The 15,669-nt window shown below is 63.2% G+C and carries 15 protein-coding genes; 5 read left to right on the forward strand and 10 right to left on the reverse strand.

The genetic code is table 11. The annotated features are described in order from the left end of the window. Positions 1–75: 75 nt before the first annotated feature. The 5 genes from JZZ72_RS07315 to JZZ72_RS07335 all read right to left on the reverse strand — a co-directional run bounded on the left by JZZ72_RS07315 (position 76) and on the right by JZZ72_RS07335 (position 6,376). Positions 76–990 (reverse strand): glutamate/aspartate ABC transporter substrate-binding protein, encoded by a 915-nt coding sequence (locus tag JZZ72_RS07315; RefSeq protein WP_043861987.1) that lies wholly within the window; start codon positions 988–990, stop codon positions 76–78. Between the two features lie 339 nt (positions 991–1,329). Further along, positions 1,330–2,868, reverse strand: coding sequence for a glycerol-3-phosphate dehydrogenase (glpD, locus tag JZZ72_RS07320; RefSeq protein WP_043861986.1), 1,539 nt, complete (start codon positions 2,866–2,868; stop codon positions 1,330–1,332). A gap of 172 nt (positions 2,869–3,040) precedes the next feature. Beyond that, on the reverse strand, positions 3,041–3,796 hold the full coding sequence (locus tag JZZ72_RS07325; protein ID WP_043861985.1) for a DeoR/GlpR family transcriptional regulator: 756 nt from the start codon (positions 3,794–3,796) through the stop codon (positions 3,041–3,043). 162 nt (positions 3,797–3,958) lie between these two features. After that, complete coding sequence (gene glpK, locus JZZ72_RS07330; protein ID WP_043861984.1) at positions 3,959–5,458, reverse strand: glycerol kinase GlpK; 1,500 nt, start codon at positions 5,456–5,458, stop codon at positions 3,959–3,961. 66 nt (positions 5,459–5,524) lie between these two features. Further along, complete coding sequence (locus tag JZZ72_RS07335) at positions 5,525–6,376, reverse strand: MIP/aquaporin family protein (RefSeq protein ID WP_043861983.1); 852 nt, start codon at positions 6,374–6,376, stop codon at positions 5,525–5,527. 302 nt (positions 6,377–6,678) lie between these two features. Between JZZ72_RS07335 and ybaK the strand changes: the two genes are divergently transcribed. After that, positions 6,679–7,149: a Cys-tRNA(Pro) deacylase gene (gene ybaK / locus JZZ72_RS07340; RefSeq protein WP_043861982.1), complete on the forward strand. Its 471-nt coding sequence runs from the start codon at positions 6,679–6,681 to the stop codon at positions 7,147–7,149. Positions 7,150–7,245: 96 nt separating this feature from the next. Continuing rightward, entirely contained in the window at positions 7,246–8,025 is a 780-nt protein-coding gene (locus JZZ72_RS07345) for a PhzF family phenazine biosynthesis protein (RefSeq protein ID WP_058540964.1), read from the forward strand. 82 nt (positions 8,026–8,107) lie between these two features. On the opposite strand, the gene JZZ72_RS07350 is transcribed toward JZZ72_RS07345, so the two are convergent. Together JZZ72_RS07350 and argF are read right to left on the reverse strand one after the other, a co-directional pair. Continuing rightward, positions 8,108–9,217: an ABC transporter ATP-binding protein gene (locus JZZ72_RS07350; protein WP_043861980.1), complete on the reverse strand. Its 1,110-nt coding sequence runs from the start codon at positions 9,215–9,217 to the stop codon at positions 8,108–8,110. Beyond that, on the reverse strand, positions 9,214–10,134 hold the full coding sequence (gene argF, locus JZZ72_RS07355) for an ornithine carbamoyltransferase (protein ID WP_043861979.1): 921 nt from the start codon (positions 10,132–10,134) through the stop codon (positions 9,214–9,216). The genes JZZ72_RS07350 and argF overlap by 4 nt, the downstream gene beginning before the upstream one ends. Before the next feature lie 390 nt (positions 10,135–10,524). On the opposite strand from argF, the gene JZZ72_RS07360 reads away from it, so the two are divergent. Both JZZ72_RS07360 and grxD read left to right on the forward strand, forming a co-directional pair. Then, positions 10,525–12,633, forward strand: coding sequence for a molybdopterin oxidoreductase family protein (locus JZZ72_RS07360; protein ID WP_210014237.1), 2,109 nt, complete (start codon positions 10,525–10,527; stop codon positions 12,631–12,633). A gap of 92 nt (positions 12,634–12,725) precedes the next feature. Continuing rightward, positions 12,726–13,061, forward strand: a complete 336-nt coding sequence (grxD, locus tag JZZ72_RS07365; RefSeq protein ID WP_038999109.1) for a Grx4 family monothiol glutaredoxin — start codon at positions 12,726–12,728, stop codon at positions 13,059–13,061. 140 nt (positions 13,062–13,201) lie between these two features. Here the strand turns inward: grxD and bfr are convergent, their stop codons facing one another. Both bfr and JZZ72_RS07375 read right to left on the reverse strand, forming a co-directional pair. Continuing rightward, positions 13,202–13,672, reverse strand: a complete 471-nt coding sequence (gene bfr / locus JZZ72_RS07370) for a bacterioferritin (protein WP_043861977.1) — start codon at positions 13,670–13,672, stop codon at positions 13,202–13,204. A gap of 201 nt (positions 13,673–13,873) precedes the next feature. Further along, positions 13,874–14,092, reverse strand: coding sequence for a bacterioferritin-associated ferredoxin (locus tag JZZ72_RS07375; protein WP_043861976.1), 219 nt, complete (start codon positions 14,090–14,092; stop codon positions 13,874–13,876). A 236-nt stretch (positions 14,093–14,328) separates the two neighbouring features. Between JZZ72_RS07375 and JZZ72_RS07380 the strand changes: the two genes are divergently transcribed. Then, positions 14,329–14,931 carry a peroxiredoxin gene (locus tag JZZ72_RS07380; protein WP_043861975.1) on the forward strand — a complete coding sequence of 201 codons (603 nt, stop codon included), beginning with the start codon at positions 14,329–14,331 and terminating at the stop codon, positions 14,929–14,931. 110 nt (positions 14,932–15,041) lie between these two features. On the opposite strand, the gene rnt is transcribed toward JZZ72_RS07380, so the two are convergent. Beyond that, positions 15,042–15,653, reverse strand: coding sequence for a ribonuclease T (gene rnt / locus JZZ72_RS07385; RefSeq protein WP_173925077.1), 612 nt, complete (start codon positions 15,651–15,653; stop codon positions 15,042–15,044). Between the last annotated feature and the right edge of the window lie 16 nt (positions 15,654–15,669).

A 15,669-nucleotide genomic window follows, 5' to 3' on the forward strand; every position in this document is an offset into this window, starting at 1 on the left:
TTTCACGGGCACCTTCGAGCATCCGGGGGCGCTGGGCGCCCTCGGATGAAAGGTTAGACACTAACTAGCTGGGGGTCAGGACTTCTTTTCGTCTGCAGCTTTGTCGGTAGGATTGGCGATCAGCGCCTTTAGCTCGTCGCTCATGGGGAACATCAGGTTCAGGCCTTTAGGCGGGATTGGCTGGTTGAACCACTTGTCGTAGATCTTGTTGATCTCACCCGACTTGTACAGGGCGACGATGGCGTCATCGACCGCTTTCTTGAACGGGGCATCGCCCTTGCGCACCATGCAGCCGTAGATTTCATAGGACTGCGGGGTACCGGTCACGGCCCAGTCGGTCGGCTTCTTGGCCTTGGCCATTTCGCCGGCGAGCAGGGCGTCGTCCATCATGAAGGCGACGGCGCGGCCGGACTCGAGCATCTGGAACGACTCGCCGTGGTCCTTGGCGGAGATGACGTTCATCTTCATCTGCTTGTCGGCGTTCATCGACTTGAGGATGCGCTCGGATGTGGTACCGGCGGTGGTCACCACGTTCTTACCGGCCAGGTCCGGGAAGTCCTTGTAGGAGGAATCCTTTTTGGACAGCAGGCGGGTACCGATCTCGAAGATGCCGACCGAGAAGTCGACCTGTTGCTGGCGCTCGAGGTTGTTGGTGGTGGAACCGCACTCGACGTCAACGGTGCCGTTCTGCACCAGCGGGATGCGGGTCTGCGAGGTGACCAGGTTGTATTTGACCTTCAGGTCCGGCTTGTTCAGGTCCTTTTTCAGGGCCTCGACGATAGCCAGCTGGATGTCGTGGGAGTAACCGACGGGTTTGCCCGAAGCGTCGGCGATGTAGGAGAACGGGATGGAAGCGTCGCGGTGCCCCAGGGTAATGGTGCCCGAGTCGTTGATTTTCTTCAGGGTGCCGGTCAGTTCGGCGGCAAGGGCCGGCGTGCTGATCAAAGCGGTCGCCATGGCGGCGCCCAACAGATGGGGAACGATACGCATCAAATTTTCCTCGACGTTGTTTTTCTTATTGAGCCGTTGGCGGGCTCTTTCGTTCAGCGAACACAGCAATGAAGCGGTTGCGCATTCGGGTACTGAGTGTAGAGCATGACTCATGCCAAACTCTGATTTTGATCATAACCCCATGCAAATAGCGGCGGCGGGCATTTTTTGCCGGGGTATGGCGGGGGAGGGATGTCCGGGTTTCCGATTAAGGGCCAATGGCTCGTTCGGGAAACCGAACAGATAGTCCTTTGTTGGCCTCATCGCGGGTCAAACCCGCTCCCACTGGTTTGGTGACCTTGTGGGAGCAGGCTTGACCCGCGATGCGATTTTGCGGTGTCAGGCCGCCTGAATACGCCCGCGGCTCAGTTCTACCCGTTGCAGGTAAACCCGCAGAGCCTGTTGTTCGGCCGGGCTGGTGAAAAGCCCCAGCTTGGTGCGCCGCAGCAGGATATCGTCGGCGCTGACCGCCCATTCCTCGCTGCACAGGTAATCCACCTCGCGGGTGAACAACCCGCCACCAATCGCATCGCCCAGGTCGTCCGGGCCCTGGACGCCCTCGAGCAGGCGCCATACGCGGCTGCCGTAGGTCAGCGCCCAGCGCTTGGCGATATCCGCTGGCAGCCAGCCGAAGCGCGCGAGAATCTCGTCGCACAGCGCCTGCGGCGTGGTCATCTGTTCACCGCCCGGCAGGCTGGAGGTGGCGGTCCAGCTACCGGTCATCTGGGTGAAGTACGGCGCCAGCTCGGCCATGGCCGACTCGGCCAGCTTGCGGTAGGTGGTCAGCTTGCCGCCGAACACCGACAGCAGCGGCGCCTCGCCGGCAGACGCCGACAGGGCCAGGGTGTAGTCGCGGGTGACCGCCGAGGGGTTGTCCGACTCGTCGTTGCACAACGGGCGCACACCGGAATAGGTGCTGAGGATGTCGGCGCGGCCCAGCTGGTGGTTGAAGTGCGCGTTCACAACCTTGAGCAGGTAGTCGGTCTCGGCCTCGGTGATGCTCACCTGGGCCGGGTCGCCGCTGTACTCGCGGTCGGTGGTGCCGATCAGGGTGAAGCGCTCCAGGTACGGGATGGCGAACACGATGCGCTGGTCTTCGTTCTGCAGGATGTAGGCATGCTCGCCCTCGTACAGCCGGGGCACGATCAGGTGGCTGCCCTGAATCAGGCGAATGCCGTAGGGCGCCTCCAGCTTGAGGTCGTCCTTGATGAACCTGGCCACCCACGGGCCGGCCGCGTTCACCAGGGCGCGGGCCTGGATGGTCTGCTGGCTGCCGTCGGCGCGTTCGAGCTGCACGTTCCACAGCTTGCCCACGCGCCGTGCGCTGACGCAGCGGGTACGGGTGAGGATGTGCGCACCCAGCTCACGCGCGGCCATGGCGTTGAGCACCACCAGGCGGGCGTCGTCCACTGCGCAGTCGGCGTATTCGAAACCGCGGGTGATGGCCGGCTTGAGCGGGTTGCCCGGGCCGAAGCGCAGGCTGCGCGAGGCGCCCAGCTGCTTGCGCTTGCCCAGATGGTCATACAGGAACAGGCCGGCGCGGATCATCCAGGCCGGACGCAGGTGCGGCTGGTGCGGCAGCACGAAGCGCATCGGCTTGACGATATGCGGCGCCTTGGCCAGCAGCACTTCGCGTTCTGCCAGCGCTTCGCGCACCAGGCGGAACTCGTAGTGCTCCAGATAGCGCAGGCCACCGTGGATCAGCTTGCTGCTGGCCGAGGACGTATGGCTGGCCAGGTCATCCTTTTCGCAGAGCAGTACCGACAGGCCGCGTCCGGCCGCATCGGTGGCGATACCGACGCCGTTGATGCCGCCACCGATCACGGCAACGTCATAGATTTCGGCAAGGGCGGGCGATGGCGAGCTGGACTGGGACACGAGGCGGCCTCTGGTTTCTATCGAATATGAACATTAATGTTCGTTTGCGAAAATGGTAGCGCAACAAAATGGCGCCCGCCAGTCGCTTTCAATAGAAAATACTGATCGGATGACAAATAAATGAAAAATTATGAACATTCGAGCGGCCCCCGTTGCGAGGGCCGCGATGGCGCTACACCACGTCCAGGCGGATCTTGTGCTGGTTGAGCAACTGGGCGAGGGCGGCGACGGGAGGCTGGTCGGTCACCAGGCAGTCGATCAGGCTGATCGAGCCCAGGCGCACCATGGCGTTGCGCCCGAACTTGCTGGAGTCGGCGGCGAGGATCACCTGGCGCGCATTGGCGATGATGGCCTGGGACACGCGCACTTCCTGGTAATCGAAGTCGAGCAGGCTGCCGTCTTCATCGATGCCGCTGATGCCGACCAGGGCGAAGTCGACCTTGAACTGGTTGATGAAGTCGACGCTGGCCTGGCCGACCACACCACCATCGCGGCGCACGTTGCCGCCGGCCAGCAGTACTTCGAAATCGTCCTTGGCGCTGAGGATGGAGGCCACATGCAGGTTGTTGGTGATGATCTTCAGGTGGTTGTGGTTGAGCAGGGCGCGGGCGATGGACTCGGTGGTGGTGCCGATGTTGATGAACAGTGAGGCGTGATCGGGGATCTGCGCGGCGATGGCTTCGGCGATACGCTGCTTTTCGTCGCGCATCTGGTCGGCACGCATGGCGTAGGCGGTGTTCTCGATGCTCGAGTCATAGGCCGCGCCACCGTGATAGCGGCGCAGCAGGTTCACTTCGGCCAGCTGGTTGATGTCACGGCGGATGGTTTGCGGGGTTACAACGAACAGCTGCGCCATTTCCTCGATACTGACATAGCCGCGTTCGCGGACCAGCTCGAGGATTTGTTGTTGGCGAGGGGGCAGATTCATGGGCGGTCCTTTTGGGCTGCCGGGCAAATCTGCATGATGCCGCAGGATGGGGGCGGGGGCCAGCGCGGGGCAGGCTGAAACGATCCTGTGGGCGCCTCGCCAGCAAGGCTGGCGCCTACAGTGTAGGAGTCAGCCTTGCTGGCGAAGAAGCCTGCGCAGGTTTTATTCCTCGTGCGGTTCCCAGTCGCGGGTACGGTCCACCGCCTTCAGCCAGCCGGCGTACAGCTTCTCTTTCTGCGCCTCCTCCAACTGCGGGGTGAACTCGCGCTCGATGATGGCCTTGCCGCGCAGCTCGTCCAGCCCGCTCCAGAAGCCACATGCCAGGCCGGCCAGGTAGGCGGCGCCGAGCGCAGTGGTTTCGCGCATCTGCGGGCGTTCCACGCAGGTGCCGAGAATGTCGGCCTGGAACTGCATCAGGAAGTTGTTGGCCACCGCGCCACCGTCCACCCGCAGTGCGCTCAGGCGCTCGCCGCAATCCTGCTGCATGGCGTCGAGCACGTCGCGGGTCTGATAGGCGATCGACTCCAGCGCGGCGCGGATGATGTGGTCGACCTTGACCCCGCGGGTCAGGCCGAACAGGGCGCCGCGCGCGTACGGGTCCCAGTACGGCGCACCCAGGCCGGTGAATGCCGGCACCAGGTACACGCCGTTGCTGTCCTTGACCTTGCTGGCGAAGTACTCGGTGTCGTGGGCGTCGTTGACGATCTTCAGTTCGTCACGCAGCCACTGCACGGTCGAACCGCCGTTGAACACCGCGCCTTCCAGGGCATAGGCCACTTCGCCGCGCGGGCCGCAGGCAATAGTGGTCAGCAGGCCATGGGACGACTGCACGGCCTTGTCGCCGGTGTTCATCAGCAGGAAGCAGCCGGTGCCATAGGTGTTCTTGGCCTGGCCCGGCTCCACGCACATCTGGCCGAACAGCGCAGCCTGCTGGTCGCCGGCGATGCCGGCAATGGCGATGCCGCTCTTGGTGTGGCCGTACACCTCTGACGACGAGCGTACCTGGGGCAGCATCTGCTTCGGGATGCCCAGCACCTGCAGCATCTTCTCGTCCCATTCCAGGGTGTGGATGTTGAACATCAGGGTGCGCGAGGCGTTGGTGTAGTCGGTGACATGCACCTTGCCGCCGGAGAACTTCCAGATCAGCCAGGTATCCACGGTGCCGAACAGCAGCTCGCCGCGTTCGGCGCGTTCACGCACGCCGTCGACGTTGTCCAGGATCCACTTGAGCTTGGTGCCCGAGAAGTACGGGTCGGTGACCAGGCCGGTGGTTTCGCGGATGTAGTCCGCGTGGCCGTCACGCTTGAGCTGCTCGCAGATCTCGGTGCTGCGTCGGCACTGCCAGACGATGGCGTTGTACACCGGGCGACCGGTTTCGCGGTCCCACACCACGGTGGTCTCGCGCTGGTTGGTGATGCCGATGGCCGCCACCTGGTCGTGGCTCAGGCCCGCCTGGGCCAGTGCTTCGACCATGGTCGCGCTCTGGGTGGCGAAGATCTCCATCGGGTCGTGCTCGACCCAGCCGGCCTGGGGGTAATGCTGGGCGAACTCGCGCTGCGAGGTGCCGACCACGTTGGCGTCACGGTCGAAGATGATCGCGCGTGAACTGGTCGTGCCCTGGTCCAGGGCAATGATGTAGTGCTTGTTCGGGGTGTCGGTCATGGTGTGGGCCTTGCACTCGAAAAGGTGGAAGTCGGGGCAGGGCGAGCCTGGCTCGCCGGTTCGGCATCAGGAGGCCTGGGTCTTGCCCCGAGCGTTGTCGTCGGTCTGGGCGTTCGCGCCGTCTGCCGTGGGCAGGTTGCGCGCGATCACGCCGCGATACAGGGCGGCACCCACGCTTGCACCTATGATCGGCGCAATGATGGGAACCAGGAAATAGGGAATGTCACGTGCGCCAGTGAAGGCCACGTTGCCCCAGCCGGCCAGGAAGGTCATGAGCTTGGGGCCGAAGTCGCGCGCCGGGTTCATCGCAAAGCCGGTCAGCGGGCCCATGGCACTGCCGATCACCGCGATCAGCAGGCCGATCAGCAGTGGTGCCAGTGCGCCCCGGGGCAGGCCGTTGCTGTCGTCGGCAAGGGCCATGATCACCGCCATCAGGATGGCCGTGATCACGGCCTCCACCAGAAATGCCTGGCCGGTGGACAGCAACGGGTGCGGATAGGTGGAGAACACCGAGGCCAGCTCCAGGCTGGCGGTGCTGCCGCGCACCATGGCGTGGGTCTGTTCGTAATCGAAGAACAGGTTGCTGTACAGGGTGTATACCAGCGCCGCGCCGCAGAAGGCACCGGCCACCTGGGCGACGATGTAGAACGGCAGCTTGCGCTTTTCGAAGCCGCTGAACAGGCTCAGGGCGATGCTCACGGCCGGGTTCAGGTGTGCACCCGACACCCCGGCGGTGAAGTAGATCGCCATGCTGACCCCCACGCCCCAGATGATGCTGATTTCCCACAGGCCGAAGCTGGCGCCCGCGACCTTGAGTGCCGCGACGCAGCCGGTACCGAAAAAGATGAGCAATGCGGTGCCGAGGAATTCGGCCATGCATTGGGCAGACAGCGTTGGTTGTCGTAGAGCAGTCGTCATTCGTGACCTCGGTTCTTGTTGTTGTGAGGCGCGTGTGCGCTCGACAAAAACCCGAGCAGAATCCCCATTCTGGTCGGGTTGACGGCAGAACTGCACGGTATTGGGGCAGTTCGATATTCAGAATCGAAAAAATATAGACAAGAAACGCTGATGTCAAAGGTCGAAAGTGAACTGCCATTCATATTCTGACTGCCGGTGGCTCAGGTGGTGTCGGTGGCAACCGGGCGGGTAATGGTTGGCTCCGGCGTTTTGCCCTAAAGTAGCCAGCGACTGGAGACCGATCACCCTGCCTGGAGCCCTGCATGACCCCCGCCCTGGATTTGCTCAAAAAAGCCCGCGCCGAACACCGCATCCACAGTTATGAACACGACCCCAAGGCGGCTTCCTACGGCCTGGAAGCCGCCGAGAAGCTCAACCTGGAGCCAGCGCGGGTGTTCAAGACGCTGCTGGCCAGCACCGAGAAGGGCGAGTTGCTGGTGGCGGTGGTGCCGGTGGTGGGCAGCCTGGACCTCAAGGCCCTGGCCCATGCGGCGGGTGCAAAGAAGTGCGAAATGGCCGACCCGATGGCCGCACAGCGTTCCACCGGGTACCTGGTGGGCGGGATCAGCCCGCTGGGGCAGAAGAAGCGCCTGCGCACCTTCATCGATGCTTCGGCGCAGCAGTTCGAAACCATTCATGTCAGCGCCGGGCGGCGCGGGCTGGAGGTGGAACTGGCGGCGGCGGTGCTGGCCGAGCACACCCGGGGCAGCTTTGCGGCGATCGGCCGCGAGTAGCATCTGTATCCTCCAAATCCGGCCATTCTGTATATGGAAGCGCGAGCGCCCGGGCAGGCATGCTCGCTGCCTTCCTTCCCATGCAGGAGCCAACCCATGCAGCTTGAATTTCACCAGGTCGATGCCTTCAGTTCCCAACCCTTCAGCGGCAACCCGGCGATGGTGTATCGCCTGGAGCAATGGCTGCCCGATGAACTGATGCAAAAGATTGCGGCCGAGCACAACCTGGCCGAAACCGCATTCGTCGTGCGCGAGGCGCAGCGCTGGCGCATCCGCTGGTTCACGCCCTCCACCGAAGTGCCGCTGTGCGGGCATGCGACCCTGGCCAGCGCGCATGTGCTGTTCGAGGTGTATGGGGAAGATGCCGAGTGCCTGGCGTTCGATAGCCGTTCGGGGCCGCTGACCGTGAGCCGCGAGGCGGGGCGCCTGGTGCTGGACTTCCCGCGCTACGACCCGCAGCCGCTGGCCGAGCTGCCGCCGGTGGCGCAGGCGCTGGGGTGCCCGGTGGTCGAGGTGTGGCAGACCAATGAACTGTTCGTGGTGCTCGAAAGCGAACAGGCGGTGCGGGATTGTCGCCCTGACATGGCGGCGCTGGTGCCGTTGCCGGGGCTGGGCGTGATTGTCACGGCGCCAGGGCGCGAGCATGATTTTGTGTCGCGCTATTTTGCGCCGGGGATCGGTATCCCTGAAGACCCGGTGACCGGCTCCACGCACTGCTCGCTGATCCCTTACTGGGCGCAGCGCCTGGGCAAGGATGAGCTGCACGCGGTGCAGTGTTCCGCGCGGGGCGGGGAGCTGTTCTGCCGCCTGGAGGGGGCGCGGGTGAAGATTGGCGGGTATGCGACGCGGGTGGCGAGCGGGACGTTGTTCCTCTAGCGGCCCTTTTCGCCAGCAAGGCTGGTTCCTACAGTAGGCCAGGCAATTTCCTGTAGGAGCCAGCCTTGCTGGCGAAGCGTTATCAGAGCGCCGCGCTGTAGCGTCGCACGCCGTTCTCCGCCACCGGCAGTTGTGCCGGCACCGTGCCGGCCACCGGGAACAGCACCAGGTGGTCCGCCGCCACTTCAATGCCCACCTCGCCGCCGACCTGATGGTCGATATGGCTCGGGAAGATCGCTTCGAGCTGGCTGCCGGTACCCAGTTGCAGGCGGTACAGGGTGGACGCACCGAGGAAGCTCTTGCCGACGATGCTTGCCTTCAAGGCACTGTGGGGCGCATGCACGATGTCGTCCGGGCGCAGCAGCACATCCACCGCGCTGCCCTGAGGCAGGGTGTAGGCCCGATTGCCGCGCAGCTCGCCCAGTTCGGTCTGCACCGATTCGGGGCTGGTCAGCTGGCCACGGATGAAATAGCCCTGGCCGATAAAGCTGGCCACGAACGGTGTGAACGGTTCGTGGTAGAGGTTGTACGGGGTGTCCCACTGCTCCAGGCGGCCTTCCTTGAACACGCCCACATGGTCGCTGACGGCAAAGGCCTCTTCCTGGTCATGGGTGACCAGGATCGCGCTCGTGCCGCGACTCTTGAGGATGTCACGCACCTCATGACTGAGGCGTCGGCGCAGTTCCACGTCGAGGTTGGAGAACGGCTCGTCCAGCAGCAGCAGTTGCGGCTCGGGTGCCAGGGCACGGGCCAGGGCCACACGCTGTTGCTGGCCGCCGGACAGCTCGTGCGGGTAGCGCCCGCCAAGCTTGTCCAGCTTCACCAGCTCGAGCATTTCATCGACCACCTGGCGCTGGCGAGGGTGCTTGCCGATGCCGAACGCGATGTTCTCGGCCACGGTCAGGTGCGGGAACAGCGCGTAGTCCTGAAACACCATGCCGATGCGGCGCTTCTCCGGGGCCAGGGTGAAGCCGGCCTTGGAGATGACTTCGCCCGCCAGGCTGATCTCGCCCTCGTGCACCGGCTCGAAACCGGCGATGGCGCGCAGCGTGGTGGTCTTGCCGCACCCCGAGGAACCCAGCAGGCAACCGATGTCGCCGGCGTTGAGGTGCAGGTTGAGGTTCTGGACGATGCGCTGCTCGCCATAGCCGCAGGCGAGGTCGCGCAGGTTAAGCAGTAGAGGTTGACTCATGCGTGGTGATAGGCCGGTTCGACAAGATATTCGAGAAGCGCCTTCTGTGCATGCAAGCGGTTTTCGGCCTGGTCCCAGGCGACCGAACGGGGGTCGTCGAGCAGGTCCAGGCTGATTTCCTCGCCACGGTGGGCGGGCAGGCAGTGCATGAACAGGGCATCCGCAGCCGCCAGGTCGAGCAGTTCGCGGTTGACCTGGTAAGGCGCAAACAGCGCCAGGCGCCGTGCAGTTTCCTCCTCCTGGCCCATGGAAGTCCAGACATCGGTGCTCACCAGGTGTGCACCGCGCACGGCGTCCTTGGGGTCGCGCACGATCTGCACGCGCTCGCCGGCCTGGGCCACGAACGCCGGGTTGGGCTCATAGCCCTCAGGGCAGGCGATGCGCAGCTGGAAGTCGAACTGGATGGCCGCTTCTATATAGCTGTTGCACATGTTGTTGCCATCGCCCACCCAGGCCACGGTCTTGCCCTGGATCGAGCCGCGGTGTTCGAGGAAAGTCTGCATGTCGGCCAGCAGCTGGCACGGGTGCAGGTCGTCGGACAGGCCGTTGATCACCGGTACCCGCGAATTGGCGGCGAACTCGGTGAGCGTGCTGTGGGCAAATGTACGGATCATCACCGCGTCGAGCATGCGCGACATGACGATGGCGCAGTCACCGATCGGCTCGCCACGGCCCAGCTGGGTGTCGCGTGGCGACAGGAAGATGGCCTGGCCACCGAGCTGGATCATGCCGGCTTCGAACGACAGCCGGGTACGCGTGGACGATTTCTCGAAAATCATGCCCAGCACGCGGTTTTTCAGGGGTTCGAAGAGTACGCCGCGGTTACGCAGGTCCTTCAGCTCGATCCCTCGGCGGATCACACTGACCAGTTCTTCGGCGGTGAAATCCATCAGGGAGAGAAAGTGCCTAGCGCTCATCATTGACTACCTTTTTGCAACAGACCGCAGATCATCAAAAGCCGGTTTTCGAAAACAACGGAAGTGACCTGCGGCGAAAGCCGCACGGGGCGACGAAATAGGGAAAGGCGCAATACTATAATTAAATGTCGCGTCTTACCAAGTGGGGGCTGCGAACTCGACGTTGCCGAATGTGTTGCAAGCCGTTGGGTGACGCTTTTTATTGGGCCGGACAGGCTTTGTACACTGCCCGCCGAGGCCTTTGCAACGCATGCGCGGTACAGGTGCCAGCGCGCCGCGACCATCGCCTTGCCTGATGCCGAGCGATTCACGCCACGAACGTCACTGGCTAGGGGGGCGGGGCAGGGCCATAGTCGAGGTCGCTAATCAGACCTACAACAAGAGGCGGCCATGAGCAAAAGCGTGCATCACCGTGCCTGTCATCTGTGCGAAGCCATCTGCGGCCTGACCCTGGAAGTGGCCCATGAGCCTGGGCAGGCGCCGCGCATCACGTCGATCAAGGGCGATGCGCTGGACACCTTCAGCCGTGGCCATATCTGTCCCAAGGCCGTTGCGTTGCAGGACATCCAGAACGATCCGGACCGCCTGCGTACTCCCATGCGCCGCATCGGCGAGCAATGGCAGGCCATCGGCTGGGACGAGGCGTTCGCGCTGGCCGCCCGGAAGCTCTGGGCCCTTCAGCAGCGTCATGGTCAGAACGCGGTGGCGGTGTACCAGGGCAACCCCAGCGTGCACAACTACGGCCTGATGACCCACAGCAACTATTTCCTGGGCCTGCTCAAGACGCGCAACCGCTTTTCCGCGACCTCGGTCGACCAGTTGCCGCAGCACCTGACCAGCTACCTGATGTACGGCCATGGCCTGCTGTTACCGATTGCGGACATCGACCATACCGACTTCATGCTGATTCTGGGCGGCAACCCCTTGGCTTCCAACGGCAGCATCATGACTGTGCCCGATGTCGAAAAGCGCCTCAAGGCCCTGCAGGCACGGGGCGGCAAGCTGGTGGTGGTCGACCCGCGGCGCAGCGAGACCGCGGCCATGGCCGACCAACACCTGTTCGTGCGCCCAGGCGCTGATGCGGCGCTGCTGTGCGGGCTGCTCAACACCCTGTTCGAGGAAGGCCTGAGCCGTACCACGCACCTGCCAGTGGCCGGGCTGGACGCGGTGCGCGAGGCAATCGCGCCGTTCACAGCCGAAGCCATGGGCCCGCGCTGTGGTATAGAGGCCGCGCAGATCCGCCAGTTGGCCCGCGACTTCGCCGCCGCCGACAAGGCCGTGTGCTATGGGCGCATGGGCATCTCGACCCAGGCTTTCGGCACCCTGTGCCATTGGCTGGTGCAGATGATCAACCTGGTCAGTGGCAATCTGGATCGGGTCGGCGGCGCCTTGTGCACCCAGCCGGCAGTGGACCTGGTGGCCAGTACCAGCGGCGGGCATTTCAACGCCTGGCAGAGCCGTGTGTCGGGCCTGCCCGAGTACGCAGGCGAGCTGCCGGTGGCGGCACTGGCCGAAGAGATGCTGTGCGAGGGCGAAGGGCAGGTGCGTGCACTCGTCACCGTGGCCGGCAACCCGGTGCTCTCCACGCCCAATGGACGGCAGCTGGAGCAGGCGCTGCAAGGGCTGGAGTTCATGCTCAGCATCGACCTGTACATCAACGAGACCACGCGCCATGCCGACCTGATCCTGCCGTCCACCTCGGCGCTGGAGAACGATCACTACGACACCACCTTCAACCTGCTGGCGGTGCGCAACGTCAGCCGCTTCAACCGGGCGATCCTGCCCAAGCCCGAAGGCGCGCTGCACGACTGGGAGATTTTCGTCGGCCTGGCCAAGGCCTTCGCGGCACTGGCCGACAAGCCGCTCAAACCGACCCTGACACCCGCGCAGATGATCGACCTGGGCTTGCGCGGCGGGCCCCATGGCCAGGGCAGCGCGTTCGACCTGTCGCTGCACACCCTCGAGCGCTATCCCCACGGTATCGACCTGGGGCCGTTGCAGCCCAACCTCGGTGCACGGCTGAAAACTGCCAGCCAGTGTGTCGAGGCCGCGCCCGCGGTGATCCTGGCCGACCTTCAGCGCTTCGCCGCGCAAGCTTTGCCCCACGCCACGCAACTGGTGCTGATCGGGCGTCGGCATGTGCGCAGCAACAACTCCTGGATGCACAACTACCATCGCCTGGTGAAGGGCAAGCCGCGCCACCAGCTGCTGATGCACCCCGACGACCTGGCCGGCCGGCAGTTGCAGGACGGCCAGCGGGTGCGCGTCAGCTCGCGCGTGGGCAGCATCGAGGTGGAGGTGCTCGCCAGCACCGATATGATGCCCGGCGTGGTCAGCCTGCCACACGGCTTCGGCCATGGGCGGCCAGGCATGCGCCTGGGCATCGCTCAGGCGCAAGCAGGGGCCAGTGCCAACGATCTGACCGACGAGCGTCAGCGCGACGCGGTATCGGGCAATGCGGCGCTCAACGGGGTGGTGGTAGAGGTGGTTGCGGCCTGATATCGGCAAGGCCGAGCGTCACGCTCGGCTTTCCGATACAATGCGTCACCGTGCCGACAACCAGGTCGGAAAGTTCAGCCGCGAGGTGCTTCATGGATATTATCGAAACAATCAAAGAGCAGATTGCCAACAATACCATTCTGCTTTACATGAAAGGCTCGCCGAATGCCCCGCAGTGCGGCTTTTCGGCCAAGGCGGCGCAAGCCGTGATGGGTTGTGGCGAGAAGTTCGCTTACGTGGATATCCTGCAGAACCCGGAAATCCGCGCCAACCTGCCCAAGTACGCCAACTGGCCGACCTTCCCGCAACTGTGGGTGGGCGGTGAGCTGGTCGGCGGCAGCGATATCATGGCCGAGATGTTTGCCAACGGCGAGCTGCAGACCCTGATCAAGGACGCCGCTGCCAAGGCCGAGGCGGCCAAGGCCTGAATCCGGTTCTGCACTGAAGAGCCCCGCATCTGCGGGGCTTTTTTGTGCCTGCCTGGGCCCGGTGGCCGGCAAGGCCGGTTACCCCAGGCGAAAAAAAGCCCCGTACAGGCGGGGCTTTGGTTGCAGCCGGTTGGGCGTGATTACTCGCCCATCTGCGACTGCAGGTAGTTTTCCAGGCTGACCTTGTCGATCAGGCTCAACTGGGTTTCCAGCCAGTCGATATGCTCTTCCTCGGCCTCGAGGATGTCTTCGAGCAGTTCGCGGCTGCCGAAGTCGCCCACGGTCTCGCAATGCGCAATCGCCGCCTTCAGGTCGATCAGGCCTTTCTGCTCCAGGCGCAGGTCGCACTCGAGCATTTCCTTGGTGTGTTCGCCAATCAGCAGCTTGCCCAGGTCCTGGACGTTGGGAATACCTTCGAGAAACAGGATGCGCTTGATCAGTTTGTCAGCGTGTTTCATCTCGTCGATGGATTCTTTGTATTCGTGCTTGCCGAGCTTTTCCAGACCCCAGTCTTCGTACATGCGCGCATGCAGGAAGTATTGGTTGATTGCGACCAGCTCGTTTCCGAGGATCTTGTTGAGATGCTGGATGACGCTAACGTCGCCTTTCATGATGGGGTCCTGCCCTGCGTAAGTGTGTCGATAAGCACGAGTCTGAGCCCGACAACTTCCAGTGTCAAACCTAAGTTATTGAATAATAAATGAAAATTAATCGGAATAAGAATGTTTGTGTTCCGCGTTTTAAGCCTAACTACTTGAATTGCAGGCATAAAAAAACCGGACACGAGGTCCGGTTCTTCAAATTCGCTGTTTTCAGGCTGCGGTAAATTCTACCGGATAAGGCAGGGCGGCCTGGCTGACCTGCAGTTTGGTCAGGGTTTCACGTACCACTTCCTTGGCCAGGCAGGCACATTTGCCGCACTGGGTGCCCACGTTGGTGGCGGCACGGACTTCCTTGTAGCTGCAGCATCCTTCGTAAATCGCATCGCGGATCTGTCCGTCGGTAACACCAACACAAAGACACACATACATAAGGGAGACCATCGCTGGTAAAGGCTTGATGTCGGGGAGCTTAATGCTAATGAGAATGCTTGTCAAAGTACCTTGTGCAGAGGCCAGTTCCAGAGCGACCGGCGGTCAGTCTGGCAGTGGGCTGGCATTCGCTCGGCGCACGGCGTCGGTCGGTGTATGATGGGCAGTTCTTGTGTCATGCCAGCGGACCTGCGGGTCGGCTGCGCAAACCATTCAATACCATCAGGAGATATCGAATGAGCGTGCTCGTAGGCAAAAACGCCCCGGACTTCACCGTACCTGCAGTACTGGGCAACGGCGAGATCGTCGACAGCTTCAACCTGGCTTCGGCTATCAAGGGCAAGTACGGCCTGGTGTTCTTCTACCCACTGGACTTCACCTTCGTCTGCCCGTCCGAGCTGATCGCCCTGGATCACCGCATGGACGACTTCAAGGCGCGCAACGTTGAAGTGATCGCCGTTTCGATCGACTCGCACTTCACCCACAACGCCTGGCGCAACACCCCGATCAACGCCGGCGGTATCGGCCCGGTCAAATACATCATGGCTGCCGACCTCAAGCACGAAATCGCCCAGGCCTACGACGTCGAGTCCGAAGGCGGCGTGGCCTTCCGTGGCGCGTTCCTGATCGACGACAAGGGTGTTGTCCGTTCGCAGATCGTCAACGACCTGCCGCTGGGCCGCAACATGGAAGAGCTGATCCGTCTGGTCGACGCGCTGCAATTCCACGAAGAGCACGGCGAAGTCTGCCCTGCCAACTGGAAAAAAGGCGACAAGGGCATGACCGCTTCGCCAGAAGGCGTTGCTGCCTACCTGAGCGAGAATGCTGGCAAGCTGTAAGCGCCACGCATGAAAAAACCGGCCCTGGTGGCCGGTTTTTTTATGCCTGTTCGCCAGCAAGGCTGGTTCCTGCGTCGCGTAGCGTCTGCAGGCGCCGGTCGGCGAAGCGGTCAGTCGCGAAAGTCCTGCCAGCCGCCCATTTCCTTCCAGCGATTGACGATGCCGCAGAACAGCTCGGCCGTCTTCTCGGTGTCGTAGCGCGCCGAGTGTGCCTCCCGCCCGTCAAAGTCGATGTCGGCACTCTGGCAGGCCCGCGCCAGCACGGTCTGACCATAGGCCAGGCCAGCCAGGGTGGCGGTGTCGAAGCTGGAGAACGGGTGGAAGGGGTTGCGCTTCATGTCGTGGCGCGCCACGGCCGCGTTGAGGAAGCCTAGGTCGAAACTGCTGTTGTGCCCCACCAGGATCGCGCGCTTGCAGCCATTGGCCTTGAGGGCCTTGCGCACGCCGCGGAAGATGTCGGTCAGCGCCGACTCTTCGCTGACCGCCATGCGCAGCGGGTGATCGAGCTTGATGCCGGTGAAGTCCAGGGCCGCCTGTTCGATATTGGCGCCCTCGAAGGGTTCGACGCGGAAGAAATAGGTGTGCTCCGGGAACAGAAAGCCCTTTTCGTCCATGCCGATGGTGACTGCGGCTATTTCCAGCAGTGCATCGGTGGCGCAGTTGAAACCACCGGTTTCAACATCCACCACCACCGGCAGGTAGCCGCGAAAGCGCTCTGCCATCGGATGGCGCGAACCG

The organism is Pseudomonas palmensis (genome assembly GCF_017848315.1).
Lineage (GTDB): Bacteria > Pseudomonadota > Gammaproteobacteria > Pseudomonadales > Pseudomonadaceae > Aquipseudomonas > Aquipseudomonas palmensis.